Origin of the sequence: Bacterioplanoides sp., assembly GCF_965219715.1 — a bacterium.
GTDB lineage: Bacteria > Pseudomonadota > Gammaproteobacteria > Pseudomonadales > Oceanobacteraceae > Bacterioplanoides.
Map to the genome: position 1 here is coordinate 4,064,770 of NZ_OZ244785.1, position 25,012 is coordinate 4,089,781.

Sequence of the window (25,012 nt, forward strand, 5' to 3'; positions counted from 1 at the left end):
CTTGGTTGAAAAACGAACAAGCATAAAAAAACCGCCAGGTTTTAACATCTGGCGGTTTTTTATTAATCAGCAAAAGCGGCTGATTATTCGTCGATAAAGCTGCGCAGGTGATCTGAGCGGCTTGGGTGACGTAACTTACGCAGAGCTTTGGCTTCGATCTGACGAATACGCTCGCGGGTAACGTCGAACTGTTTGCCCACTTCTTCCAGCGTGTGGTCAGTGTTCATATCGATACCAAAACGCATACGCAGAACTTTCGCTTCACGTGCGGTCAGGCCAGACAATACGGAGCGGGTTGCTTCGGTCAGGCCATCGTTGGTGGCGGTATCCATCGGAGATTCAGACTGAGTATCTTCGATGAAATCACCCAAGTGCGAATCTTCATCGTCACCAATTGGTGTTTCCATGGAGATAGGCTCTTTGGCGATCTTCAGGACTTTGCGGATTTTATCTTCCGGCATGTCCATACGCTCAGCCAGTTCTTCCGGCGTTGCTTCACGCCCCATTTCCTGCAACATCTGACGCGAAATACGGTTCAGCTTGTTGATGGTTTCGATCATGTGAACCGGGATACGAATAGTACGTGCCTGGTCCGCAATCGAACGGGTAATTGCCTGACGAATCCACCAGGTGGCGTAAGTAGAGAACTTATAACCACGACGGTATTCGAATTTATCCACTGCTTTCATCAGACCGATGTTACCTTCCTGAATCAGATCCAGGAATTGCAGGCCGCGGTTGGTGTATTTTTTCGCGATCGAGATAACCAGACGCAGGTTGGCTTCGACCATTTCTTTCTTAGCACGGCGAGCGCGAGCTTCACCGATAGAAACCTTACGGTTAACTTCTTTAATTTCCGGAATGCTCAGCAATACGCGCTCAGCAACGGCTTTAATCTTCTTCTGGGAGCGGAAGATTTCCAGCTTATAGGTTTCCAGTTTGCGAGAGTAAGGACGATCCGCTTCAATCAGAGTCTCAATCCACTCGTTGTTCACTTCATTGCCCTGGAAGCCTTTAATGAAGTCTTTACGGTCCATACCACACTTACGGGTCATCAGAACCATAATCTGACGTTCCTGAGTGCGAATGCCATTCAGCGAGCTGCGTGCTTCTTCAACTAAAGCATCGAAGTATTTAGGCGTCAGCTTAATTGGCGCAAATACTTCAGCCAGTTTCTCTAACGCAGCTTCGGCTTCTTTGCTGGCACGGCCGTGATTTTCCAGTGCTGCTTCTACAGCATCGTTAGCATCGGAAATTTCAGTGAAGCGACGAACCACTTCCGCCATATCAATGCCGGATTGTTCTTCTTCGTCGTCTTCATCATCGCCATCTTCGCCATCAGAATCTTCATCGTCAGATTCTTCTGCTTTCGCAGCTTCCGCTGCAGCGCCAGCCTGTGGGCCTGGCTCCGGATCTTCATCAGATGGGTCGATAAAACCACTGAAGATGTCGCCGACTTTATTCGGATCTTCTTCAGCTTCTTTAAAGGCGTTCATAATGACGCCAACAGCGCCCGGGTAATAGGCCAGGGCAGACATCACTTCACGGATGCCTTCTTCGATGCGCTTGGCGATAACAATTTCGCCTTCACGGGTCAGCAGCTCCACGGTACCCATTTCACGCATATACATACGTACCGGGTCAGTGGTGCGACCAACATCGGATTCAACCAGTGCCAGTGCGGCAGCAGCTTCTTCGGCAGCGGCATCATCGGCTGCGTCGTTAAACAGGGATTCGCCATCCGGGGCGTTTTCCGATACCGGGATACCGATATCGTTAATCATACGAATGATGTCTTCGACCTGATCCGGGTTTGCGATATCGTCCGGCAGGTGGTCGTTAACCTGGGCATAAGTCAGGTAACCCTGTTCTTTACCCTTGGCGATCAGTTCTTTTAATCGGGATTGTTGCGTGCTAGCTGACATAGAAGCCTGTGTTCCGTGTTTTTAAGGCGGAAGAAAAACGCCAAAGTATAACTTTTAACCTGCCATTAGGCCAGTAATCACGGGGCTTGTTCCCGCTTTTTTTGGCTGTAGGGAGGTTAATTACTCTGGATGCTCACTTCGACATCTCAGCCAGGTTACGTGTGTAGTCAATCGGTGGCTTGTTGCCGTCTCTGTCCGATGTGCCCGCGGGCGTTCACGTTGTGCGCTGTGCTGCTGCAGTCGGCCTCCTTTATTTGGGAGGTGAGCTTAATATAGGGACGAGTTGGGTGAATTCAAGGCAGGCGTTCGGTGAAATTGTCAGTACGTGTTAACGGGCGTAAATTGCGGTGCGTTTTTTCTGCAGCTCATGCATATGTCGCTGCAATTCCCGCAGGCGCTGGCGCTCTTCATCACTGAGTTTTTCTTTGTTGGCCAGCTTGGCTTTAAGGCCCGCAAGTTCGGTTTCCAGTTTGCGGGCATTAAGGCGCTTTAATACATCGGCGATGGTCGATGCAGATGGTATTACGCTGGCTTCAGCGGCTTTTTCTGCAATCTCTTTTAGCTGCAGCTGGAACGGTGAGCCAGTCCACTGAATAATCAGGCCGATACTGTTGTTTTGTGGCGCTTGTTTCAGTTTGTTTAACACCTCGAACAATAAGCGCTCAATTTCACTCTCAGGGTCACATTCCGGAGTTTCCAGTTGCTGTGCCAAGGCCGGGTTTTGTACCAGGGCTGTTAACGCTTGATAAACCTGCGGCGCTAACGCATCACTGGCGGGCTCAGCATCGTAATGTGCGATGGGAGGGGCATCGATAAACGGCAGGGGAATGTCGTCCTCGGCTTCCTGCTCCGCAGCAGGTGGTGGAGCTTCGGCTTCCAGTTTGGTCAGAGCGTGACTCTCGACTCCGGTTTCTTCCTTCAGCTTCTGGCGCATCAATTGACGCAACATGCCGTCTGGCAGGCGATTAATAAGAGGAGCGGCCAGTTGATCAAGGCGTGCTTTGCCGTCGAGTGTGTCGAAGTCGACCTGCTCTTTCAGATGAGTGAACAGAAATTCGGGTAGATGATCCGACTGGTTCAAACGTTGTTCGAAAGCGTCTTTGCCTTCAACCCGAACCAGGGTATCCGGGTCTTCACCGTCGGGCAGGAATAAGAAGCGCGCTTGTAAACCATCCTGTAACAGTGGCAGAACGGTTTCCATGGCGCGCGCAGCTGCCGTTCGGCCAGCCTGGTCACCATCGAAGCAGAAAATTACTTCCGGCACGATTTTAAATAAGCGGCGCAGATGATGTTCACTGGTTGCTGTACCTAACGTCGCGACGGCGTAATGGATGCCGAACTCAGCCAGGGCCACCACATCCATATAACCTTCAACGATGACAAAACGGGTCAGCTTCTGGCGGATCTTACGAGCTTCGTATAAGCCGTATAACTCACGGCCCTTTTGGAAGATCGGTGTTTCCGGTGAGTTAAGGTATTTCGGTTTTTCATCGCCGAGAACACGTCCACCAAAGGCAATTACCCGGCCGCGGGCATCGCGAATTGGGAACATAATACGATCACGGAAGCGATCGTAGGTACGGTACTCTTTACCCGGTTCGTCTTTTTCAATCGACATACCACAGCTGATCAGCTGTTTGATGGTGTCTTTATCATTGTTTGGCGCAAGACGTTTTTGCAGATTGTCCCAGCCGGGTGGGGCATAACCAATCTGAAAGAATTTGGCTGCCTTTCCTGACAGGCCGCGATTCTTCAGGTAGCTCACTGCTTTGCCTTTGTCTTCATGGCTGCGCAGCATCTGCTCGAAGAACTCGGCTGCTTTGTTCATCTGGCCAAATAACGGCTGATGCTGTTGCTCCTGGCGAGCTTCAAACGATACCTGCTCGCGAGGCACTTCCATATTGGCGTCAGAGGCGAGTTTTTCCACTGCATCCGGGAAGCTCAGGCCATCAAACTCCATTACAAACTTAAGCGCGCTGCCGGAGGCGCCGCAACCGAAGCAATAATAGAACTGCTTGTCCGGGCTGACGGTAAAAGAAGGGGTGTTTTCGTTATGGAAAGGGCAGCAGGCGGAGTAGTTTTTGCCGGTCTTCTTTAGCTTGACGCGACTATCCACCACGTCGATCACATCGACACGGGACAATAGGTCGTCAATAAAGCTTTGGGGGATACGTCCGGCCATTGATCAAAACTATCTGCGTTGCTTCTACTGCGTTAAAAACAGCCTCAAAGTGCTCATTTATAACCCATAAACTCCGCTTTTTCGCCTGTTTTGTGCCTTGCATAAGCTGCCTCGAAAACGTTTAAGGAAGTTTTAAAGGAGCGGACAAACAAAAACGCCATCAATTTTCATTGATGGCGTTTGTACAAAATGACATTGCAAGAATGCCTGTCGCTGGAATCAGCCCAGTTGAGACTTCACCAGTTGACTGATCTGGCCCATATCGGCGCGACCTTGCACTTGTGGTTTGAGGATGCCCATAACTTTGCCCATATCCTGCATTCCTGCAGCACCGGACTGTGCAACGGCATCAGCCACCAGTTTGGCCAACTCTTCTTCGCTCAAGGCTTCCGGCAGAAACTCGCTGATTACGTCAATTTCGTACTGCTCGCCTTCTGCCAGCTCGTCACGACCTGCTTCTTTATATTGAGCAATAGAGTCGCGGCGTTGCTTGGTCATTTTGTCGAGGATCGTCAGAGCGCGAGCATCATCGACTTCGATGCGCTCGTCCACTTCAACCTTTTTGAATTCTGCAGTAATCAGGCGTAACGCACCCAGACGTGGTTTGTCTTTGGCGCGCATAGCGTCTTTTACAGCATCTTTAACGGTTGTAACCAGTGTGCTCATATAAACCTCTAAGATTGATTCGCTGATTAGTACAGACGAGTCATCTTACGCTGTTCGCGCTGTACCTTTTTCAGGTGGCGCTTAACAGCTGCAGCAGCTTTACGCTTACGAACCCAGGTTGGCTTCTCGTAGTGTTCACGACGACGTACTTCAGACAGTACACCTGCCTTTTCGCAAGAACGCTTGAAACGACGCAGAGCAACGTCGAACGGCTCGTTTTCTTTAACTTTTACAGCTGGCATCCAATCACCTACGTGTATGTAATAAATTCTTTGTTTAGTGGGGGAAAACCACGGACCCCCAGTCAGAGGGCGGGCATTCTAATGCCTTTGATCGAGGAATGCAAAACCTCTGCATGGATTTTAGTACTTTGCGGCAGTATTATTGCGCTCCTTCTGAATTTTAGTGTGTCTCCGGAGTCAATCTATGCGGGTGCTGGGCCTCGAATCTTCCTGTGATGAGACAGGTATTGCCTTATATGACAGCGAGCGTGGTTTGCTGGCACATCGGGTCTATTCGCAGATTGCTGTTCATGCAGAATACGGTGGTGTGGTGCCGGAACTGGCCTCTCGCGACCATATTCGTAAGTCTTTGCCGCTGATTCGTGAGGTAATGGGAGAAGCTGGCTTAGAACTAAAAGATCTTGATGGCATTGCTTATACCCGAGGCCCGGGTCTGGTTGGTGCATTATTAGTTGGCGCTTGTCTGGGGCGCTCTCTTGCCTGGGCGTTGGATGTGCCTGCGGTGGGTGTTCACCATATGGAAGGTCATTTATTGGCTCCTATGTTGGAAGATAATCCGCCACCGTTTCCTTTTATCGCTTTATTAGTGTCTGGTGGCCACACCCAGCTGGTTCAGGTTGATGGTATTGGTAAATACTCTTTATTGGGGGAGTCGCTGGACGATGCGGCCGGTGAGGCCTTTGATAAAGCTGCCAAGATGATGAATCTGCCATACCCGGGTGGTCCTGAGTTAAGCAAGTTGGCAGATTCTGGCGATGCAACACGTTTTAAATTCCCGCGGCCGATGACGGACCGCCCTGGGTTGGATTTCAGTTTCAGTGGCTTAAAAACCTTTACCCGAACCACAATTTTAAATTGTGCCGAAGACGGTGTGTTAGCTGATCAGGATCGAGCCGATATCGCCGCAGGTTTTCAGGCTGCGGTTGTCGACACACTTTCTATTAAATGTAAGCGTGCGATGGAAAAGACCGGTATTAAGCGTTTAATCATCGCTGGCGGTGTGGGAGCTAATCGTCAGCTGCGCGCTAAGTTGCAGCAAACAGCAGAAAAGCTCGGTGGTGCGGTTTATTACCCGCGTCCGGAATTATGTACCGATAATGGGGCCATGATTGCTTACGCAGGTACTCAGCGTTTATTGGCGGGTGAACAGGCAGATCTTGCGGTGTCCGCCGTGCCACGTTGGCCAATGACCGAATTGAATCCGGTAAAATACACCGCTCGCGGTTAATCTCAGGTAATAAAGGCGAAAAAATGGATAAGGTATTTATTCACGGTCTGAAAGTTGATGCGGTAATTGGTGTTTACGACTGGGAAAAACAAGTTCGCCAGCCACTGGTATTTGATCTGGAGATGGCCTGGGATATTCGTGTTGCCGCTGCAACGGATGATTTAATTCACGCATTGAACTATCAGGCTGTGACCGAATTTGTAGAAGCATTTGTGCGGGAGCAGCATTTCCAGTTGCTGGAATCTTTAATTGAGCGTCTGGCGGAAGCTTTGCGAAAAGAATTTGGTATGCCATGGATTGGTATTAAGGTTGAAAAGCCTGCAGTTGTGCCGCAATCCCGAGTGGTGGGTTTGTATATAGAGCGCGGTGAACTTGATCCAAAACAAGGCGGGCATTGATGGCGCGCGTTTTTTTAGGTTTAGGCTCCAATCTGGATGCTGAGGTGAATCTGGCAGCTGGTATCGAACGTTTGGCTCAGGATTATCAGTTAATTCAGCAGTCGCCCTGGTATCGCTCGCCGGCACTGGGTTTTGAGGGGCCGGAGTTTATTAACCTGGTGGTTGAAATTCAGCTGAAAGATGATTTTTCTCCTGAGCTGTTGTCGCAGCAATTAAAACAAATTGAAACGGACTTTGGCCGTGCTGCTGATGCGGTGAAATATTCATCCCGTCATCTAGATATTGATATTTTATTGTTTGATGACAAGGTCGGAAAGTTTTCGACAGAGAGCAGTTCGTTTACTTTGCCACGTGAAGATATCTGGAAATATGCGTTTGTATTAACGCCTTTGCTGGATATAGCTCCGGACTTGGTTTGCCCTGAGCACCAGCAGCCGCTGAGTGAGTTTAGGACGAATATTCAAAGCCAGTGCTTAGATTTGGTGGAAAAGTGATAAGTGTGTATTGTTTTTGAAAGCAGTGACAGGATGTCACGCTAGCGCAGCGATCACATGGATGTGGCTTCTGCGCGGCGGCAAAAAATAATACATACTTATCGCTTTTTGTAAGAACAGTAAAATTACATCAGATATATTTTCAGCCGCCGGATCTCTGGGCCATCCATGGCCCTAGATTCTACCGCAACAGAGCATTCAGAACATCCATGTACTTCACCTTGCAGGCAGCTTCGCTGTGCAAAAATACTATCCTGTAATTTTGTGTTGCTGCTATTGAAAACATATCCGATGCAATTTTTAAGCTCGAGAAAGCTTCCACTCTTTTAATTTATCTGCACGAGCCTTCTGCAATCCTTCCCGAATAGCCGGGCCAGCTAATCCTTGAGCAATCATATCTTTTGCCGTCACTGATAACGCGACGCTTAACGCCTCACGCATATAATCCGCTTGTGGATACTCACAGTTTTCATAACCGGTACGGCCACGAGAATCAGCGATACTTACTAATAGGAACTGTTCAAACCGTTCGGGCTTACGCCAGGCATCAACACGATCGAATACTTTCAAAATTGTTTCCGGTTTTAATTCCATTGCCCGGTGAACATGGGTATGAAATTCACTGGAAATCAGTGCGAGTTCCTGTGCATCTTTTGGCGACTTAAGTTTTTTACATAAAGACTTAATCGGTTTTAAACCTTTGGTTTCATGACCGAAGTGACGAGGAAGGTTTTCCTTATCCGAAAGTGCTTTGCCAAGGTCATGAGTTAAAGCTGCCCAACGCGTTGCGATACTTTCGGATAAGGGAACCGAGGCCTGTAATGACATTAATGCATGGATGCCACAATCGATTTCAGGATGGTATTGCTCTGGTTGTGGAATGCCAAACAAATCATCGATCTCTTTAAACCAGACGCTTAATGCACCGCAGTCACGCAGTACCTGAAAATAAACCTGAGGGTTCTTTTCTCCAAGTGCGCGTTGGGTTTCCTGCCAAACACGTTCTGCGACTAAATGATCCAATTCTCCATCGTTCACCATCTGCTGCATTAACGACATGGTTTCATCGGCAATGGTGAAATCGAGATCAGCAAACCGAGCAGCAAACCGAGCAACCCGTAAAACCCGTAATGGATCTTCACTAAATGCCGGAGAAACATGGCGCAGGATTCTATTCTCTAAATCTTGCTTACCATTGTATGGATCAATAATATCGCCAGCGTCATTCTGGGCCATAGCATTTATCGTTAGATCACGGCGTAATAAATCTTCTTCGAGGGTAATATCCGGGCTGAAACGGCAGTCGAAGCCTTGATAGCCTTTGCCTGACTTTCGTTCAGTGCGCGCCAGCGCGTGTTCTTCATGAGTATCCGGATGAAGGAAAACCGGGAAGTCAGCGCCTACTTGCTGATAGCCCTGTTCAAGCAACTGCTCTGGGGTCGCACCCACAACCACCCAATCCCTGTCTTTGACCGGAATATTTAATAGTGCATCGCGCACCGCTCCGCCAACCAGATATATATTCATAAACTACTTGTGCCAGAAATAAAAAAAGCCCCGGTTTGATGGCAACCTGGGGCTTTAGTGTAACGCCGATTATTAGCCAGATGAATGCTTAGAAATAGAAGCCGGTTTCCAGAGCGACGCCTGCTTCTTTTTTCGGGTCGTTCGGATTAGCCATTACAGCTAAGTCCAGATGGACGCCAAATGGTGAGAAGCCTGCGCCCAAAGACACAACTTCATCATTGCTGCCTTTAAGGTTTGTACGATAACCTGCACGGAACTGGACGGTATCGAAGATATCCAGCTCTGCACCAACAGCCGCGTACTGTGTCGCTTTTTCGAACGCTACTGGTTCGTTATCCACTAAATCCAGGTCAGCAGCTACGGTAACCCAGTCGCCGCTATAAGCCAGACCTGCACGGTATTGTGGATTTAATGCGATCGTGCCGCCATCCAGTGTCAGTTTATTCTTACTGCCTTTTACTTCAACGTCTGCAACGTCGAATTCTTCACCAATCAGGTTTTTACCGACCAGGCCTAATATCCACTTATCTTCACCGCCAAAGCGATAGGACAAACCGATATCAAGGTTCACCTTGTTATAGCTCTCGCGAGAATCTTCTACCGCGTCTGCGTCAATATCCTCGTCGCTATCAATTTCAGTAACGAAGTGGAAGGTTTCGATTTGTTGCAACTTAGGCGTTAAGCCAATGGCAACTTTCTCGCCAAAGAATTCGAACTCTCTTGAGATGGAAAGTGCAGCTTCAGCAACGGCAATGGCTTTGATCTGTACCTGAGAATTCAGATCAGGCTCTTTAGCCTCATCAGATAGCTGACCATTTTTGAATAATAAAATGTTGCCAGCTGCAGTCTCTACCGGATCACTGGTGTAATTAGCAACATTATTTACCTGGTTCAGAATCGGAACAACTTTACTAACCAGCCCAGGAGCAAGTGGGTTTGTTTCGATTTCCTGCAGAACCTGGTCCAGGTTCTGAGACGCATCCGATGCCTGACCAACCAGCTTTTGTGCTTCTTTACCGTACGCTGAAATTAAATTCTGATCCTGATCTGAGAACAGTGCCCGACCGGAGAAATTTGCATCAGCATTAACACTCAAAGCCGCAGCGAATTTTTTACCAGGGAATGCAAGTGCAGCACCAACACCAAAGCGTCCGCGGAGTGGGTTACCTGAAATGGCATCCAAAGACTTGTTTAAATCCTCTGTCACTGTGTTTACGTCATTAATTTGCTGGTTTACCCCATCGAGGGATTGCTTAAGGTTCTGATTCGACGTTTTAGCTTGGTTTGCACTACTTAGAATCTGTGAAGCATTGTTATTCGAGATAGCATTCTGAAGATTTGTAATCGCGTTACTCAGATTGGTTGCACTGGTCGACAAAGCGTTGACGTTATTACTGAAGTCACTGTTATCTTTAAACAAGTCTTCAAATTTAGGAACAATCTCGTCAATGATGTCGTTTGCATCATCCACCAGGCCTTCTTCATCGGCAACATTGACCCCGATTTGCGGAAACAATAAAGCGAAGTCGTCACTTTCATGAGCCTGAGAAAGTAATGATGGATTATATGCCGGAGCGTGAGCGCGTTGAGCGCTGGCAACACCGGTATTACCCATAGCCAGACCACGTGCGTCCATCGGCATAAATGGCGCTGCGACGGCAGATTGTGCACCAATGGTGGCAATGGTTGCGGCAAGAAGAGAGCGTTTGATCATGATCACATTTCCTGAATAAGTGAGCGAAGTCCTTCTGGCTCCGATAAAACCTTCTATCGGTTGGGAGTGGTGCGATTGTAATCGCCTGGCGTCCGGCTCCCTACCCTGAAACTATAGGGTTAGTCCCTTTAACTGTATGTGGCGATAATCATAGCCCTAAAAATTGGCCCTTGCATGGCGATTTCGTCTCAGACGAGGCCAAAATGGCAAATTAATCATGAAACTGTGAGCTGGGTCTAATGCGCCATATTTGGGTCAGGTGAAAATTTCCTGTAGCCGTTACTAAATTTCCTGAAGCACAGGCCGATACAGGAGCTAAGTCACCTCTTAACCGAGTTTTAGTTTGGGAGATACCGTATGAAACCTTTTGCCAGGATCAGCTTGACCGCTGTTGCTGTGATGGGGCTGCAAGCCTGCTCCAGTGCGTTAATTGAAGAAGATAATATCGTTGAAGAGCCGGAGGCTTTTTTCCAGCCAGTTGAGCAGGAAATCGATCCGATTGCTCCCATGGTTTTGCGGGTTGTTGGATATGGTGCCATGGACAGCAACAGCAAAAAGAGCAGCGTGCAAAAACGCCTGATGGCGATTCGTGCTTCGAAAATGGATGCTTATCGTTCCATGGCGGAAAGGGTGTATGGGACCTCGGTGCAAGGTAGTACCACTGTGCGTGATATGGTGGTCCAGAATGATCGCTTCCGCTCCTACGTTGAGACCTATATGCACGGTGCTCGTGTTGTTTCTACGGATGTTCTGCCGGATGGCAGTGTCGAGACTATTCTGGAAATGATCATTGATCAGGGTTTCCGTAACTGTCTGCAAACAACCGATAATCAACGCTTTAACGTTGATTGCCGGGTACCGCTGGGCGGGAATAATCCGAACCACTTTGCTGCCAGCCAGCGTCAGCGTGTCCAGGGTGAAGCGTCGATGCCGGAATCAGGCTTCTATTTTATTGAGTAACCGGAGTTCCTTATGACTCGTGCTGCGACCTTTCTGTGCATTCTGGCAAGCTTAATCTTTGTACCATCGGTATTTGCTCTGTCGGTTGAAGTTGTTGGCCAGGCGCCTATCGATGGTGCTTTGTCACGGGTACGTGAACTGGCAATGGATGACGCCATGCGCCAGGCAAGTTTGCGTGCCGGAGCTCAGATCAGCAGCACGCAGCTAATGGAGCATGGCGTTGTTGAAGAAGACAAAGTAAAGCTGACGTCGAACTCTCAGCTGAAAAATGTTGAGATCCTTTGGGAAGACCAGATTGATGGCCTATATCAGGTGGCAATTCGTGCCGATGTCAGCGCACAGGCCATGTGTCCGAACAGCAGTCAGCGCTACCGTAAAGCCATTGCTGTAACCGGGTTTGGTTTGGCTAATCCGATGCAGGCGAGTATTGGTCAGCTGCAGAATATCGAACAGGATTTACCCCGGGTATTAATTAATACACTGAATAATCGCGGAGCTACTCATGCACTGGATGCTACGCGAAGCAGCTTATTTCGTGACCCGCGTCGGGCGCCATCGGCTGAAACGCCACAGCAAAGATTAACAACGTCTATCTCTCTGGCGACTCAGTTGGGAGCACAATATGTTGTCTCGGGCGTGGTGCGTGACCTGGCGATGCAGGGGGATGCACGGGAAAGTGAGCCCGGTGTAACAGATAAGTGGCTTTCTTTATTGGGTGTGGAGGAACAGGAAGGCGCTCGTCAGTTCGTGCTGGATGTGTTTGTTCATGATGGTTTAAGTGGGGCCATGCTTTTTCAGCGTAGTTACTCTGCCTCAGGAAGCTGGGATTTACCTCGCCAGAAAAGGGTTGGTTTTGCCTCTCCACAATTCTGGCGCACAGGCTACGGCCATCAGGTTCGTGATGTTTTAACCTCGGTGGTTGATGATCTTGATGAAGTACTTCGGTGCCAGCCGTTTATGGCGCGGGTGGTGAAAGCACGCGGTAATAGATTGCATATTGAAGCCAGTGCCGGAGCTGGTATCCGACCTGGTGATAAGTTTCAGGTGTATCGTACCGGCACTTTCTACAATCTTGACCTGGAGCCCAGAACGGAATTAAGTGATATGGCAACGGAGGTTGTGGTTAAACAGGTACAACCACAATTTGTCATTGCCGAAATGCAATACACCGCAGAGCATTTAGCTATTCAACGAGATGATATGGTGATTGCCTGGTAACGCGTTTCGCGTTACCAGTATCAAATTGGCAGGATTGTTAGTGACTTTATAAATCGTCCAGCGATGTTGCCGGGCAGCTGATGCGTTTTACCATGCGTTCTTCATGGTAAGTTTCCAGATGAATATCAAATCCCCATAACAAATGCAGATGCTTCAATACTTCGTGAGTATCTGCCGATAATGGTGTTTCGTTGTGCATCGTATGCCGCAGGGTTAAAGAGCGATCTCCTTCCAGGTCAACAGACCAGACCTGAATATTCGGCTCGCGCATGGATAAATCGTATTGGCGTGCCAGCATTTCTCTCAGGCTGCGATAACCTTTTTCATCATGTATGGCTTCGACCAGATAATTAGATTTATCTGCGTCGTCATAGATCCCGAACAAATGGAAGTCGCGCATCAGCTTGGGTGATAAGAATTGTTGGATAAAGCTCTCGTCTTTGAAATTGCGCATCGCGAAATGCAGGGTTTCAAGCCAATCACTGCCAGCAATATCAGGGAACCACTCTTTATCTTCCTCCGTCGGATTCTGGCAGATCCGTTTGATATCCTGGAACATATTAAAGCCCAGTGCATAGGGGTTTATGCCGTTGTAATACGGTGCATCAAACGGTGGTTGAAATACCACATTTGTGTGAGATGCCAGAAACTCCATAATGAAGCCGTCGTTAACTTTTCCCTCGTCATACAGGTGATTGAGCAGCGTGTAATGCCAGAAGGTTGCCCATCCTTCATTCATAACCTGAGTTTGACGTTGAGGGTAAAAGTATTGGGAGATTTTGCGGACGATACGAATGATTTCACGTTGCCACGGTGCGAGCAGCGGAGCGTTTTTTTCGAGGAAATACAGCAGGTTCTCCTGCGGCTCTTCCGGGAATTTACGTTTACTGGTTTTCTCTGAGGTCTTTTGTTGGTTAGGAATCGTGCGCCATAAATCATTCAGCTGTTGTTGCAGAATATTTTCCCGCTCTTGTTGGCGCATTTTTTCCTCAGCCGCAGATATTGGCTTAGGGCGGCGATAACGATCAACACCGTAGTTTTGTAATGCATGGCAGGCGTCGAGAACCTGTTCCACTTCTTCCTGGCCGTAGCGTTCCTCACATTTGCGGACATAGTTTTTAGCAAATAATAAATAGTCGATGATTGAGCTGGCATCAGTCCAGGTGCGGAACAGGTAGTTACCTTTAAAAAATGAATTGTGACCATAACAAGCATGCGCAATAACCAGAGCTTGCATAGGAAGTGTGTTTTCTTCCATCAGGTAAGCAATGCAGGGATCTGAGTTTATGACAATTTCATAAGCCAGCCCCATCTGGCCACGCTGGTAATTTTTCTGGGTTGCCAGAAATTGCTTGCCGTATGACCAATGGTTGTAGCCGATTGGCATCCCGACGGATGAATAAGCATCCATCATCTGTTCGGCACTGATGACTTCGATTTGATTCGGGTAGGTGTCGAGCTTATACATTGCCGCGACCCGGGCAATTTCTTCGTCGTATTGCTGCAACAGCTCAAAGGTCCAATCAGAGTCGGTCGATATATAGTTCTTTTGCTGATCAGTCATAACACCTCCTCACTCAGCTCGCCTGCTGGTATTTTTCTTTAGCGAACAGTTCGCGGAAAACTGGATAAATATCCCCAGCGTCGCGAATCTGAGCCATGGCGAATTCCTGGCTGTGAGTTCTGGATAAATCGTCGTAAGCTTCCCACAACGCCTGATGTTGATTGGGTGTAATTTCGATATAGGAAAAATACTGCACTGCCGGAAGCAGCTGTTCTCTGAGAATCTGAGCGCACAATGGTGAGTCATCATCCCAATTATCACCGTCGGATGCCTGTGCTGCGTAAATATTCCATTCAGAGCTACTGTAACGCTCTTCGACAACCTGATTCATCAGCTTGAGAGCACTGGATACGATGGTGCCGCCGGTTTCACGCGAATAGAAGAAATCTTCTTCAGATACTTCTTTTGCGCTGGTGTGATGGCGAATAAATACAATTTCAATTTTGTCGTAGTTTTTCTGCAGGAATAAGTACAACAAAATGTAGAATCGCTTGGCGATATCTTTGACATCCTGTGTCATAGAGCCGGATACATCCATCAGACAAAACATCACAGCCTTACTGCTCGGAACCGGTACTTTAACCTGGCTGCGATAACGCAGATCGAGGTCATCGATAAAGGGAACCAGCTTGATCCGTCTTTCCAGATCTGCAATCTGATCCTTAAGCTCGTTAATTCTGCTTTGATCTGGGCTGTCTTTGTCCGAACTATGCTGCTGTAATTCCACCAGTTCTGCTTTCAGAGTTTTCAGCTTTTTGCGTTTTCCGGATGTCATTCCGATACGACGGGCATGGGCATTTCGCAAAGAGCGAACGACCGAAAGATTATTGGGAGTTCCTTCTGATACAAAACCAGCACGCAGCGTTTTATATTCGCTCGACTGGCTCAGTGTTTTTTTGACCATGTTGGGTAAAGCAAGATCGTCAAACAGATAGTTGAGAAATTCTTCTTTCGTCAAATAGAAAGAAAAGTCATCTTCTCCTTCGCCCTGATTACTGGCCTGACCATTGCCTGAGCCCGCACCTCCTCCCTGGGGTTTATCAATGTGATCACCCGTATTGAATTCTTTGTTTCCCGGAAACACACGGTGCTGTTTACCTCCCTGGCCATGGGAGATCATCGGCTCATGGGTACTACGGGTCGGAATACTGACTTGTTCTCCACGTTCCATATCGGTAATCGAACGCTTATTAACAGCATCAGAAACGGCGTCTTTGATATGGCTTTTATAACGCCGTAAAAAGCGCTGGCGATTGACCATGCTTTTGTTTTTGCCATTTAAACGCCGATCAATAATGTATGACATAGACCACCTCGGTTAGTCAGAGTACTTTTCACAGTACTCTGACAATGCTTCGGTTGTTGTTATCTCGTTTACCAGCAGGCTCAGTGGTTACTGAGATTTCCTTACCCGCAGGTACCACTCCGATAACAACCGGACTTGTTTCTCGGTATAACCTCTGTCTTTCATACGCTCGACAAAGTCGTCGTGTTTCTTCTGGTCATCCGACGAAGATTTGGCTGAGAAAGAAATGACCGGCAGAAGATCTTCTGTATTCGAGAACATCTTTTTCTCAATGACAGCGCGCATTTTTTCGTAGGATTGCCAGGATGGATTGTTGCCATTGTTGTTGGCGCGAGCCCGTAACACAAAATTCACAATCTCATTACGGAAATCTTTCGGATTACTGATTCCAGCCGATTTTTCAATTTTCTCCAGTTCTTCATTGATAGCGACACGATCGAGCATCTCCCCGGTTTCCGGATCCCGGTATTCCTGATCCTGAATCCAGAAGTCTGCGTAAGTAACGTAGCGATCGAAAATGTTCTGACCGTACTCAGAATAAGATTCAAGATAAGCGGTCTGGATTTCTTTACCGATAAAGTCAACGTACTCTGTTGCCAGATATTCTTTAATGTAATTCAGATAACGATCGTGAGTTTCTTCGGGGAATTGTTCCTGCTCGATGGCTTGTTCCAGCACGTACAATAGGTGAACCGGATTGGCCGCCACTTCTGTGGAATCGAAGTTAAATACTTTGGATAAAATTTTGAAGGCAAACCGGGTCGAAATACCACTCATACCTTCATTTACACCGGCGCCGTCACGATACTCCTGAATCGATTTGGCTTTCGGGTCGGTATCTTTCAGGTTTTCACCGTTATAGATACGCATTTTCGAATAAACGCTGGAATTTTCCGGTACCAGTAAGCGCGACAGAACGGTAAACTGCGCCAGCATGCTGAGCGTATCCGGAGCACATTGAGCATCGGACAGTGAACTGCTTTTCAGCAGTTTTTCATAGATATTGATTTCCTCGTCAACCCGTAAGCAATAAGGCACTTTGACGATGTATACCCGGTCGAGGAAGGCCTCATTGTTTTTGTTGTTGCGGAAAGTCTGCCACTCGGATTCATTTGAGTGCGCCAGAATGATGCCTTCAAACGGCATGGCACCCATGCCCTCGGTTCCGTTGTAATTGCCTTCCTGTGTGGCTGTGAGCAGCGGATGCAAAACTTTGATCGGTGCCTTAAACATCTCGACAAATTCCATCAGGCCCTGATTGGCACGGCAGAGTGCACCCGAGTGTGCATAGGCATCCGGGTCATCCTGAGCAAAGTCCTCCAGTTTTCGAATATCAACCTTACCGACCAATGACGAGATATCCTGATTGTTTTCATCGCCGGGTTCTGTTTTAGCAACACCAATCTGGTCAAGGATGGAAGGGTAGAGTTTTACAACTTCGAACTTGCTGATATCGCCGCCAAATTCATGCAGGCGTTTTACTGCCCATGGTGACATCACTTTGCCGAGGTATCGTTTAGGAATGCCGTAATCTTCTTCAAGAATATGAGCGTCCTCATCCGGGTCGAATAATCCTAATGGTGATTCGAATACCGGAGAGCCTTTAATGGCGTAGAAAGGAACGTGCTGGATTAATTGCTTCAGGCGTTCTGCCAGGGAGGACTTACCGCCACCAACCGGGCCTAACAGATAGAGAATCTGTTTACGTTCTTCCAGCCCCTGAGCGGCATGACGGAAATATGAAACGATATTTTCGACCGCTTCCTCCATACCATAAAACTCGGAGAAAGCCGGATAACGTTTAATGACTTTGTTGGAGAAAATACGACTGAGGCGTATGTCTCTGGAGGTATCAACCACTTCAGGTTCGCCTATTGCCATCAGCATGCGTTCTGCTGCGGTTGCATATACGCTGGGATCCTGTTTGCAGAGTTCCAGGTATTGTTGCAAGCTCATGACTTCTTCCTGAGTTGCTTGATACCGTTCCTGATAGCGGCTGAATACAGTCATAGGGCACCCCTTGTATTGCTGAATTTTGGCTACTTCTGCTACATCTTTTTTACTTCAGAAATTAATGGTTAATACGTTTTATAAGATCAGTATGGTTCAGGTTAGTTGCGTTTCGCCAGTAAATAATTGTGAGAAAATCATTTTTTGGCGCATGAATGTTGTTAAGCAGGCTTTATGCCGTAGTTAGTAAATAAACATTCAATTAAAGAAATGTGAAAGGAAAGTCACCCGCTTGTATGAGAAAACAAGCGGGTGATTGGCTGCAGCTTTTGGCTGTAAAGAAGGTCAGCAGGGAAAGTCTGAAATACGGGAATTCAGTTCAGCGCGATTACTGCTCGCATAAATCGGGAAAGGCCATTTTCCACATCTCAAATCCACCATCCAGGCTATACACTTCCGCGAAGCCCTGTTCAGTGAAGTATTGAGCTGCTCCCTGACTGGAATTGCCGTGATAGCAGCAAACCAACAACGCTGTTGCTTTATCAGCACTGTTCATAAAGTCGTTGAGGTTCTGGTTATCAACACGTACTGCACCGGTAATACGGCCAGCGTCAAAACTCATAGCATCACGGATATCGATGATTTGTGGCGCTGATTGCTCCATCATGGCTTTGGCGTCAGCAGCACGGATACGTTGAAAGGCCTGCATTATTTACTCTTCTTTTTTGGTTGTGCGCCAACCCGGAAAAACTTTTCATCATCCAGGCGCAGTGCGGTTAATTTGCCACCCCAGACACAGCCCGTGTCCAGAGCATAAACATTATCGACATCCACTTTGCCTTCCAGTGCTGCCCAGTGGCCAAACAACACTCTGGTATCAGCCGCTTTGCGGTTTGGGTGTCTGAACCATGGAATAAAGCCATTTGGTGCGGTATCCAGGCCTTCTTTGCTGAGCAGATCCAGTGTTCCCATACCATCAATAAAGCGCATACGGGTCAGGCAGTTAACAATGGCTCGGATACGGTCCATGCCCTCCAGCGACTTATCCCAGCGAGCAGGCTTGTTGCCGTACATTTGCTGAAAAAACTCACGGTGGTGATTGCCCTGTAAAACCGCTTCAACTTCCTGGGATAACTTATGCGCTTTGCGGCCGCTCCACTTCGGTGGAATGCCGGCGTGGCTCATACACCAGTTACGTGCTTCATCGAAGTGTACCAATGGCTGGTGCCTTAACCAGTCCATCAATTCATCTGCATCCGCAGCTTTCATAATCAGATCAAGGGTATCGCTGCGTTTCAGCTTGTGATCGCCGTAGTAAACAGCCAGCAGATGCAGGTCATGATTGCCTAATACACTGGTGGCCCTATGACCCAGGCCCTTAAGAAAACGCAGCACTTCTAACGATTGTGGGCCGCGGTTAACCAGGTCTCCGGCAATCCATAAATGATCGTTAGCGGAATCGAATTCCACTTTATCTAACAGGCGTTGCAAAGGTTCATAACAGCCCTGAATGTCGCCGATTGCGTATGTTGCCATTTAGGTTTTTCTTATGCTGTGAATGTTCAATCGTTCTTCAGTTTAGCGCGTGTGGAATGGCCAGAGTAAATACCGGAATAGTGGCATGAAACAGCGTGCCATCAGCGGCTTCCATCACATAATAGCCACGCATGCTGCCGACCTGAGTTGCCAGCACCGCACCGGAGGAGTAATCGAAGTTACCACCTGGCTCGATGGTTGGCTGCTCACCAACCACGCCTTCGCCGTTTACTTCCTGTACATCGGCGTTGCCATTGGCGATAAACCAGTGGCGGCTGCGCAGGGTTGCTGCCTGATCTCCGTGATTGAGAATACGGATGTGATAGGCGAACACATAACGTTGCTCGTCTGGCACCGATTGATCAGCCAGATATTCGCTGATGACATCAACTTCGATGCTGTCGTCCAGATGGCTCATGGATATTCTCTCAACCGCTCTGTCTTAGTTATCGGGAGTTTCCCGCTGTTGTTTATCGTACACCGCGTCTGCCACCTTAACGTAATCCTGCAGCGTCAGGCGCTCCGGGCGTAAGCTGGTGTCGAGACCGAGTGCCTCAATTTCTTCAGCATCAAGCAACTTCTTCAGGGTATTGCGAATGGTTTTACGACGCATGCTGAACGCTTCACGTACAACCCGCTGCAGAACTTTGGCGTCTTTTGCCGGATAAGGCAGTTCGTCGTAAGGCACCAGCCGAACGATGGCAGAATCCACTTTAGGTGGCGGATTGAAGGAGCCAGGTCCAACAATAAACAGCGGCTCAACCTTACAGTAATACTGTGCCATGATGCCCAGGCGGCCATAATCAGAGCAGCCGGGACCAGCCGCGAGACGATCCACCACTTCTTTCTGCAGCATAAAGTGCATGTCTTTCACCATCGCGTGGTGGCTGAGGAAATGGAAAATCAGTGGTGTGGAGATGTTATATGGCAGGTTTCCCACAATCCGCAGTTGCTGATCGTCGTGATCAAGCAGCTGACGAAAATCGAACTTCAGTGCATCGCCTTCAAAAATCCTGAAATCCGGATAATTGAAAAATTTGGTACGCAGAATCGGCACTAAATCGCGGTCCAGTTCAACCACATTCAGTCGACCGCTGGCTTCCAGTAAAGGCTCGGTGATCGCCCCCATACCCGGACCAATTTCAACTAAGCAGTCTTCTGCCTTCGGGTTGATGGAACGCACAATTTTGTCGATAACGTAGTGGTCATGCAGAAAGTTCTGACCAAACCGTTTACGTGCCTTATGGCCGTGATCGTTTGGGTTTAACGAGTGTTTGTTTGATGCTTTGCTCATAAATTGCTTGCCATTTGGCTGGCGACTTCGATGGCTGTTGCCAGGCTACCGCTGTCTGCCTGGCCAGTGCCTGCCAGATCAAGTGCGGTGCCGTGATCAACCGAAGTACGGATAATCGGGAGTCCAAGAGTAATATTAGCGGCACGACCGAATCCGTGGAATTTTAATACCGGCAGGCCTTGGTCGTGATACATCGCCAGGGTTGCGTCTGCGTTTTCTAATAACTTGGGAGTGTAGAGTGTGTCTGCTGGTAATGGGCCAACCAGGTTCAGGCCTTCATCGCGCAGTTCATTCAGCGTTGGGGTGATAGTGTCTATTTCTTCACGGCCTAAATGGCCATCTTCACCGGCATGGGGATTCAGCCCGGCAACCAGAATTCTGGGTTGAGCCAGGCCAAAAAACGTCTTCAGGTCCTGGTGCAGAATACGGCTGACACGTTTGATACGTTCTGCGGTAATGGCATCAGCTACATCGCGTAAGGGCAGGTGGGTGGTGACCAGGGCCACCCGAAGGTCGCTGGTGGCCAGCATCATAACGACTTCTTTAACGCCGCAGTAATCACGAAAATATTCAGTGTGGCCGCTGAATCCTGTGCCTTCCTGTAAATCGGTCGCGCCTTCGTTGATAACGCCCTTATGTACCGGTGCGGTGACAATACCCTGCCACCAACCATCGAGACAGCCCTGGGCGGCAATACGCAGCGTTTCCAATACATAATCGGCATTGGCTTTATTGAGCTGGCCTGCACAGGCGGCTTGTTTCAGCGTAACCGGATAAACCCAGAGTTCGCCACTGCTGGCAAGCTCTGGCGTCGCTGCCGGATCTAGTAACCGTACGGTGAGTGGCAGCCCCAGTTGCTCTGCGCGTTCAGTTAACAGCTGGGGGTCTGCAATAACAACCAGCTGTTGAGCGTGTTTTTGTTGCGCCAGTTGCACGCACAAATCAGGGCCAATACCCGCCGGTTCTCCGGCGGTAATTGCCAGGCGAATGGTCATTGAGCCGCCTTGATATCAACGTATGCTTCGGAACGCACTTTACGTAACCAGATTGGTAGCTCTTCCTCAAAACGGCGGCCATACAGCATCTGGCGCACCTGGTCGCGTTGTTTTTCAGCACCGATGTCCGTTTGTTTACGATCTTCAACCTGCAGGATGTGCCAGCCAAAGCGGCTTTCAAACGGAGTGCTCATCTTACCAGGCTCAGTCGCGGCCATCGTCTTGTCGAAAGCCGGTACCATGTCGCCCGGATTTACCCAGCCAAGGTCACCACCACTGGCGCCACTGCCCGGATCGTCACTGAATTCGCGTGCCAGTTCAGCAAAATCCTCACCCGCTTGTAAGCGTTGATACAGTTGCTGAATCAGTGCGGACGTTTTTTCTTTGTTCCGCAGCTCATTCGGCTGAACCAGAATGTGTCGGACTTTCGATTGGGTGACCATCTGGGTGTTACCGCCGCGCTTATCGAGTAACTTAACGATGTGGAAGCCACTGGCGCTTTTGATTGGGTTGCTGATGTCACCTGTTTTCATCGCCGGGATCACGTTAGCAAAGATTCCCGGTAGCTGAGCTTCTTTACGCCAGCCCAGGTTACCGCCTTTCAGTGCGTTTCGTCCGTTGGATTTAGCAATGGCCGTCTGACGGAAATCTGCGCCGTTGCGCAGCTCCTGAACCACGCCCTGGGCTTTGTTTTCGGCTTTCTGGATGTCGGCAGGGCTAGCCTGGGAAGGAACGGCGATCAGGATATGACCAATCTCATATTCTGCTGCTGATGCCATTTTGCCGAGGTCCGACGCCAGGAAATAATCAACATCCTGATCGGTAATTTGTATGCGCTCACCAACCTGGAAGCGCTGAACGCGGCTGACTCGCATTTCGTTACGAATCTGTTCACGGGCCTGGGAGAAGGATACGCCTTCGGCTTCCATGGCCTGGCGGAATTGCGTCAGAGACATCTGGTTCTGTGCTGCAATCCGGCGTATCGCATCGTTGAGTTCAGCATCGCTGATACGAATGGCACCGCGATCTGCCATTTGCAGCTGGATACTCTCCAGCACCATGCGTTCGAGAACCTGGCTGCGCAGCACATCATTCGGAGGCAACGAAGCGCCGGCATTTTGCTGGCGCACCGTTTCAATACGTTGCTGCAGCTCACTGTTCATGATGATGTCATCATCAACCACAGCAACTACCTGGTCGATTGAGACAGGTGCTGCCTGAGCGGCGGATGTAAATAAAGCCGCAGTGATGAGGCTGGCAGAGATAAGGTGTTTAAAAGTCATGGTATTTTCGTCTTGAGTAACCGGTTACTGCATCTTCGATAAGGGCGTCGGTGCCACCACCCAGGGTGGTCAGGCCTTTAAGCTGGATGCTGAGCATAAAGCCGTATTTTTTGTCTGTGGTGAAGTTGCTCTCGGCATCGGACTCTTTTGGAGAGCTCTCGCGGTAGAGCAGCTGCACCCGCCAGCAACAATTCTGATATTCCAGCCCGGCAATGGATTCCAGCACATCACTGACCGGACGTTTGTCTTCGCCCTGGTAAGAACGCAGGTCGCGTAACTGGCGGCCAATTAATGCCCAGCGATCGTTAAGTGACCAGAAGAAGCCCCAATCCAGCTGCTTGGTTTTGGTTTCGAAAGTGTCATTTTCGGCATCGTAGGTTTGCACGGTATTCGTGGAGGCACTGAGGAAGCGGTTTTCGACGCCTTCAAACCGCACGCCATAGCGACGCTGTTTGGCGTAATCTTCAAATGGATCCCATTCCAGCGTGTGATATAGCGACCACTTCTCATCCGGATTCCACTCAACTTCAGCCAGAGTGCTGGAGGTTGACTGGGTGTCGGCAACATCCAGAGTGGCGGTTTTGTTCAGCTGAACGCGACGGTCTTCATTGTACTTGATCTGACCAAGGCTCAGGCGGAACTGCTCCAGACCATCATCGCGAATAATCCGGCTGGTTAAACCAATGCTGGTTTGATCAAGGTCGGCCAGACGGTCACCACCAGTGAAGCGTTCACCAGTGAATAAACTGGAAAACGATACCGTGCTGACGGTGGTATCAAAGTTAGGAATGTTTTCCTGGCCAGCCAGATAAGGGCTTTTTACCCAGAATACCCGTGGCTCCAGTGTCTGTTGATAATCGCTGCCAAACCAGTCGAATTCGCGATCAAAGTAAACACCGGCATCAAGGCTGTAACGACCCACGCCATGGCTGATATTCAGCTCGGTAGCGTCGTCCTGGCTTATGGTTTCATCGGCATCGGTCAGTTTGTATTGGCGATAGCGGTATTCGGCCTTGGGAGTCAGGAAACCAAATGGCCATTCGAACGGGTACGAAATCGCGGAGTTCGATAACCAGCGGCGTCCGTTCAGGGCATCAAATCCGGTTAATTCGACATCAACGTTATTGATCTCAGCGCTGTCGGCGCGAGTAAAGCTGGTGTATTGCAGCTCTTGCTCCAATTGCCAATCGTTGATCACGCTAGGGGTGTAATTCAGATTCAGCTGTGGCAAACGACGATAAGGGCGATTTTTTAGCGCAATGGTTTCATCGACGGTCTGGAAGCTTTCCGCGGTAATATCAAAGTGCCAGTCGGCCTGATTGAACAGAATTTCACCACGTCGTGGTAAATGCGTGGTTCGGTCAACCGCGGCGGTTGGTTTCATATTGGATAAATAATCTTTATCACTGACTTTGTTGTAGACCCAGCGATGTGACCAGTTTTTATTAATCTGACCTTGTTGCTGGTAGTTGATCAGATAACGCTCACCAGACTCTTTTTGGTTGGTCGCGCCTTCTGGCAGAGCGGCGTTAAAGTCGGCGAACTCTTGTCGTTGCTGACGGTCGCTATCGAGGTAACCCAGATTCAGTTCGCCATCACCAAACCAGCGCGTTTTATGGCGTAACTGCGATTCCCACAGCAATCCACGATTAAGAATGTGGTGTGGTGTGATGGTCGCATCCAGATTAGGCGCAAGATTGAGGTAAAAAGGTAGCTGAATATCCTGCGCCTGGAACTGGCCATTGATCGAGAACTGCGGGTTCAGAAAACCGGTGGTGCGCTGATCGCCAATCGGAAAACGGTAATAAGGTAAATACATCACCGGTACGTCGGCGATGCGTAACCTGGCATGCCAGGCACTGCCAATGCCACTTTTTTGATCAAGGTTCAGCTCTGAAGCGGCGATATCCCAGTCGTTGCTCTGTGGCTCGCAAAAAGTGAGCGTTGCGTGTTCAAGTTTCAGCTTACCATCACCTTCACTGGCAATGGTGTCAGCACTGCCACGCAGGTGTCGCGCCGGGATCGAATATTCGGCTGCGGTGAATTGCATCTGCTCTTGTTCATCGACTTCGGCTTTATCGCCGTACAGCGTGATGTCAGACGTTTGCAGGCGAACATTGCCGGAGAAGAAACCGGTTTGGCTGGCAGGAAACCAGCTGGCCTGATCGCCGGTCAGGATACGGTCGTGCTGGCGGAATTCAACATTACCGGAGAAATGCGTATTGCCGTTTTTTTCACGTTCGGATTCATTGGCTTCAACCTCAATATAATCACCTTCGATTGGGGTGATCTGAGACTGACGGTAGGCGCCTGAACAAAAAGACATCATGCCTTGTTGTTCTTCTTCGTTCAGAAATTCGTTTGGATACCAATTGAGATAGCCCGGTTGCTGTTGAGTCGCACGCTGGGCCTGAACCTGGCTGGCAACCGGAGTCATTACCAGGCTGAGCAGCAGTGCGTTAAAACAAATTTTTCCGGCTTGAATAGTCATAGTGGCTGCAACGCGCCTGTCCATATTATTAACTGTGTT

General features: G+C 49.0%; 21 protein-coding genes. 5 read left to right on the forward strand and 16 right to left on the reverse strand.

Annotation, left to right across the window (positions count from 1 at the left end):
* Positions 1-83 precede the first annotated feature (83 nt).
* The 4 genes from rpoD to rpsU form a co-directional block, all read right to left on the reverse strand.
* Positions 84-1,925, reverse strand: a complete 1,842-nt coding sequence (gene rpoD / locus ACOQOZ_RS18885) for an RNA polymerase sigma factor RpoD (RefSeq protein WP_420589703.1) — start codon at positions 1,923-1,925, stop codon at positions 84-86.
* A 328-nt stretch (positions 1,926-2,253) separates the two neighbouring features.
* The gene (dnaG, locus tag ACOQOZ_RS18890; RefSeq protein WP_420589704.1) at positions 2,254-4,107 is read right to left on the reverse strand and encodes a DNA primase; all 1,854 of its coding nucleotides are present in this window, start codon (positions 4,105-4,107) and stop codon (positions 2,254-2,256) included.
* Between the two features lie 219 nt (positions 4,108-4,326).
* A complete protein-coding gene (locus ACOQOZ_RS18895) occupies positions 4,327-4,773 on the reverse strand; it encodes a GatB/YqeY domain-containing protein (protein WP_255859082.1) in 447 nt (148 codons plus the stop codon).
* A gap of 26 nt (positions 4,774-4,799) precedes the next feature.
* The gene (gene rpsU / locus ACOQOZ_RS18900; RefSeq protein ID WP_068441605.1) at positions 4,800-5,015 is read right to left on the reverse strand and encodes a 30S ribosomal protein S21; all 216 of its coding nucleotides are present in this window, start codon (positions 5,013-5,015) and stop codon (positions 4,800-4,802) included.
* A gap of 184 nt (positions 5,016-5,199) precedes the next feature.
* Between rpsU and tsaD the strand changes: the two genes are divergently transcribed.
* From tsaD to folK, 3 genes are read left to right on the forward strand one after another with little or no spacing between them, the layout of a single operon-like run.
* Positions 5,200-6,243: a tRNA (adenosine(37)-N6)-threonylcarbamoyltransferase complex transferase subunit TsaD gene (gene tsaD, locus ACOQOZ_RS18905; RefSeq protein ID WP_420589705.1), complete on the forward strand. Its 1,044-nt coding sequence runs from the start codon at positions 5,200-5,202 to the stop codon at positions 6,241-6,243.
* Positions 6,244-6,266: 23 nt separating this feature from the next.
* On the forward strand, positions 6,267-6,641 hold the full coding sequence (gene folB, locus ACOQOZ_RS18910; protein ID WP_420589706.1) for a dihydroneopterin aldolase: 375 nt from the start codon (positions 6,267-6,269) through the stop codon (positions 6,639-6,641).
* Positions 6,641-7,135, forward strand: coding sequence for a 2-amino-4-hydroxy-6-hydroxymethyldihydropteridine diphosphokinase (gene folK / locus ACOQOZ_RS18915; RefSeq protein ID WP_420589707.1), 495 nt, complete (start codon positions 6,641-6,643; stop codon positions 7,133-7,135). The genes folB and folK overlap by 1 nt, the downstream gene beginning before the upstream one ends.
* Before the next feature lie 300 nt (positions 7,136-7,435).
* Here the strand turns inward: folK and ACOQOZ_RS18920 are convergent, their stop codons facing one another.
* Positions 7,436-8,662 carry a multifunctional CCA addition/repair protein gene (locus ACOQOZ_RS18920; protein WP_420589708.1) on the reverse strand — a complete coding sequence of 409 codons (1,227 nt, stop codon included), beginning with the start codon at positions 8,660-8,662 and terminating at the stop codon, positions 7,436-7,438.
* Between the two features lie 88 nt (positions 8,663-8,750).
* Complete coding sequence (traF, locus tag ACOQOZ_RS18925) at positions 8,751-10,376, reverse strand: conjugal transfer protein TraF (protein ID WP_420589709.1); 1,626 nt, start codon at positions 10,374-10,376, stop codon at positions 8,751-8,753.
* Positions 10,377-10,757: 381 nt separating this feature from the next.
* Here traF and ACOQOZ_RS18930 point away from each other — a divergent pair, with 381 nt between their 5' ends.
* Positions 10,758-11,336, forward strand: coding sequence for an LPP20 family lipoprotein (locus tag ACOQOZ_RS18930; protein WP_420589710.1), 579 nt, complete (start codon positions 10,758-10,760; stop codon positions 11,334-11,336).
* 12 nt (positions 11,337-11,348) lie between these two features.
* Positions 11,349-12,554 carry a flagellar assembly protein FlgT gene (locus tag ACOQOZ_RS18935; protein WP_420589711.1) on the forward strand — a complete coding sequence of 402 codons (1,206 nt, stop codon included), beginning with the start codon at positions 11,349-11,351 and terminating at the stop codon, positions 12,552-12,554.
* Positions 12,555-12,600: 46 nt separating this feature from the next.
* Here the strand turns inward: ACOQOZ_RS18935 and ACOQOZ_RS18940 are convergent, their stop codons facing one another.
* The 10 genes from ACOQOZ_RS18940 to ACOQOZ_RS18985 form a co-directional block, all read right to left on the reverse strand.
* Positions 12,601-14,118 carry a SpoVR family protein gene (locus tag ACOQOZ_RS18940; RefSeq protein WP_420589712.1) on the reverse strand — a complete coding sequence of 506 codons (1,518 nt, stop codon included), beginning with the start codon at positions 14,116-14,118 and terminating at the stop codon, positions 12,601-12,603.
* Between the two features lie 13 nt (positions 14,119-14,131).
* Positions 14,132-15,424 carry a YeaH/YhbH family protein gene (locus ACOQOZ_RS18945; protein ID WP_420589713.1) on the reverse strand — a complete coding sequence of 431 codons (1,293 nt, stop codon included), beginning with the start codon at positions 15,422-15,424 and terminating at the stop codon, positions 14,132-14,134.
* A gap of 87 nt (positions 15,425-15,511) precedes the next feature.
* Complete coding sequence (locus ACOQOZ_RS18950) at positions 15,512-17,434, reverse strand: PrkA family serine protein kinase (RefSeq protein WP_420589714.1); 1,923 nt, start codon at positions 17,432-17,434, stop codon at positions 15,512-15,514.
* Between the two features lie 328 nt (positions 17,435-17,762).
* On the reverse strand, positions 17,763-18,083 hold the full coding sequence (gene glpE / locus ACOQOZ_RS18955; protein WP_420589715.1) for a thiosulfate sulfurtransferase GlpE: 321 nt from the start codon (positions 18,081-18,083) through the stop codon (positions 17,763-17,765).
* On the reverse strand, positions 18,083-18,910 hold the full coding sequence (locus ACOQOZ_RS18960) for a symmetrical bis(5'-nucleosyl)-tetraphosphatase (protein ID WP_420589716.1): 828 nt from the start codon (positions 18,908-18,910) through the stop codon (positions 18,083-18,085). The genes glpE and ACOQOZ_RS18960 overlap by 1 nt, the downstream gene beginning before the upstream one ends.
* A 37-nt stretch (positions 18,911-18,947) precedes the next feature.
* Complete coding sequence (gene apaG / locus ACOQOZ_RS18965) at positions 18,948-19,328, reverse strand: Co2+/Mg2+ efflux protein ApaG (protein ID WP_420589717.1); 381 nt, start codon at positions 19,326-19,328, stop codon at positions 18,948-18,950.
* Positions 19,329-19,352: 24 nt separating this feature from the next.
* Entirely contained in the window at positions 19,353-20,204 is an 852-nt protein-coding gene (rsmA, locus tag ACOQOZ_RS18970) for a 16S rRNA (adenine(1518)-N(6)/adenine(1519)-N(6))-dimethyltransferase RsmA (protein ID WP_420589718.1), read from the reverse strand.
* Positions 20,201-21,199 carry a 4-hydroxythreonine-4-phosphate dehydrogenase PdxA gene (pdxA, locus tag ACOQOZ_RS18975; protein WP_420589719.1) on the reverse strand — a complete coding sequence of 333 codons (999 nt, stop codon included), beginning with the start codon at positions 21,197-21,199 and terminating at the stop codon, positions 20,201-20,203. The genes rsmA and pdxA overlap by 4 nt, the downstream gene beginning before the upstream one ends.
* A complete protein-coding gene (locus tag ACOQOZ_RS18980) occupies positions 21,196-22,482 on the reverse strand; it encodes a peptidylprolyl isomerase (protein ID WP_420589720.1) in 1,287 nt (428 codons plus the stop codon). The genes pdxA and ACOQOZ_RS18980 overlap by 4 nt, the downstream gene beginning before the upstream one ends.
* A complete protein-coding gene (locus tag ACOQOZ_RS18985; protein ID WP_420589721.1) occupies positions 22,472-24,973 on the reverse strand; it encodes an LPS-assembly protein LptD in 2,502 nt (833 codons plus the stop codon). Before ACOQOZ_RS18985 ends, ACOQOZ_RS18980 begins: the two co-directional genes overlap by 11 nt.
* Positions 24,974-25,012 lie beyond the last annotated feature (39 nt).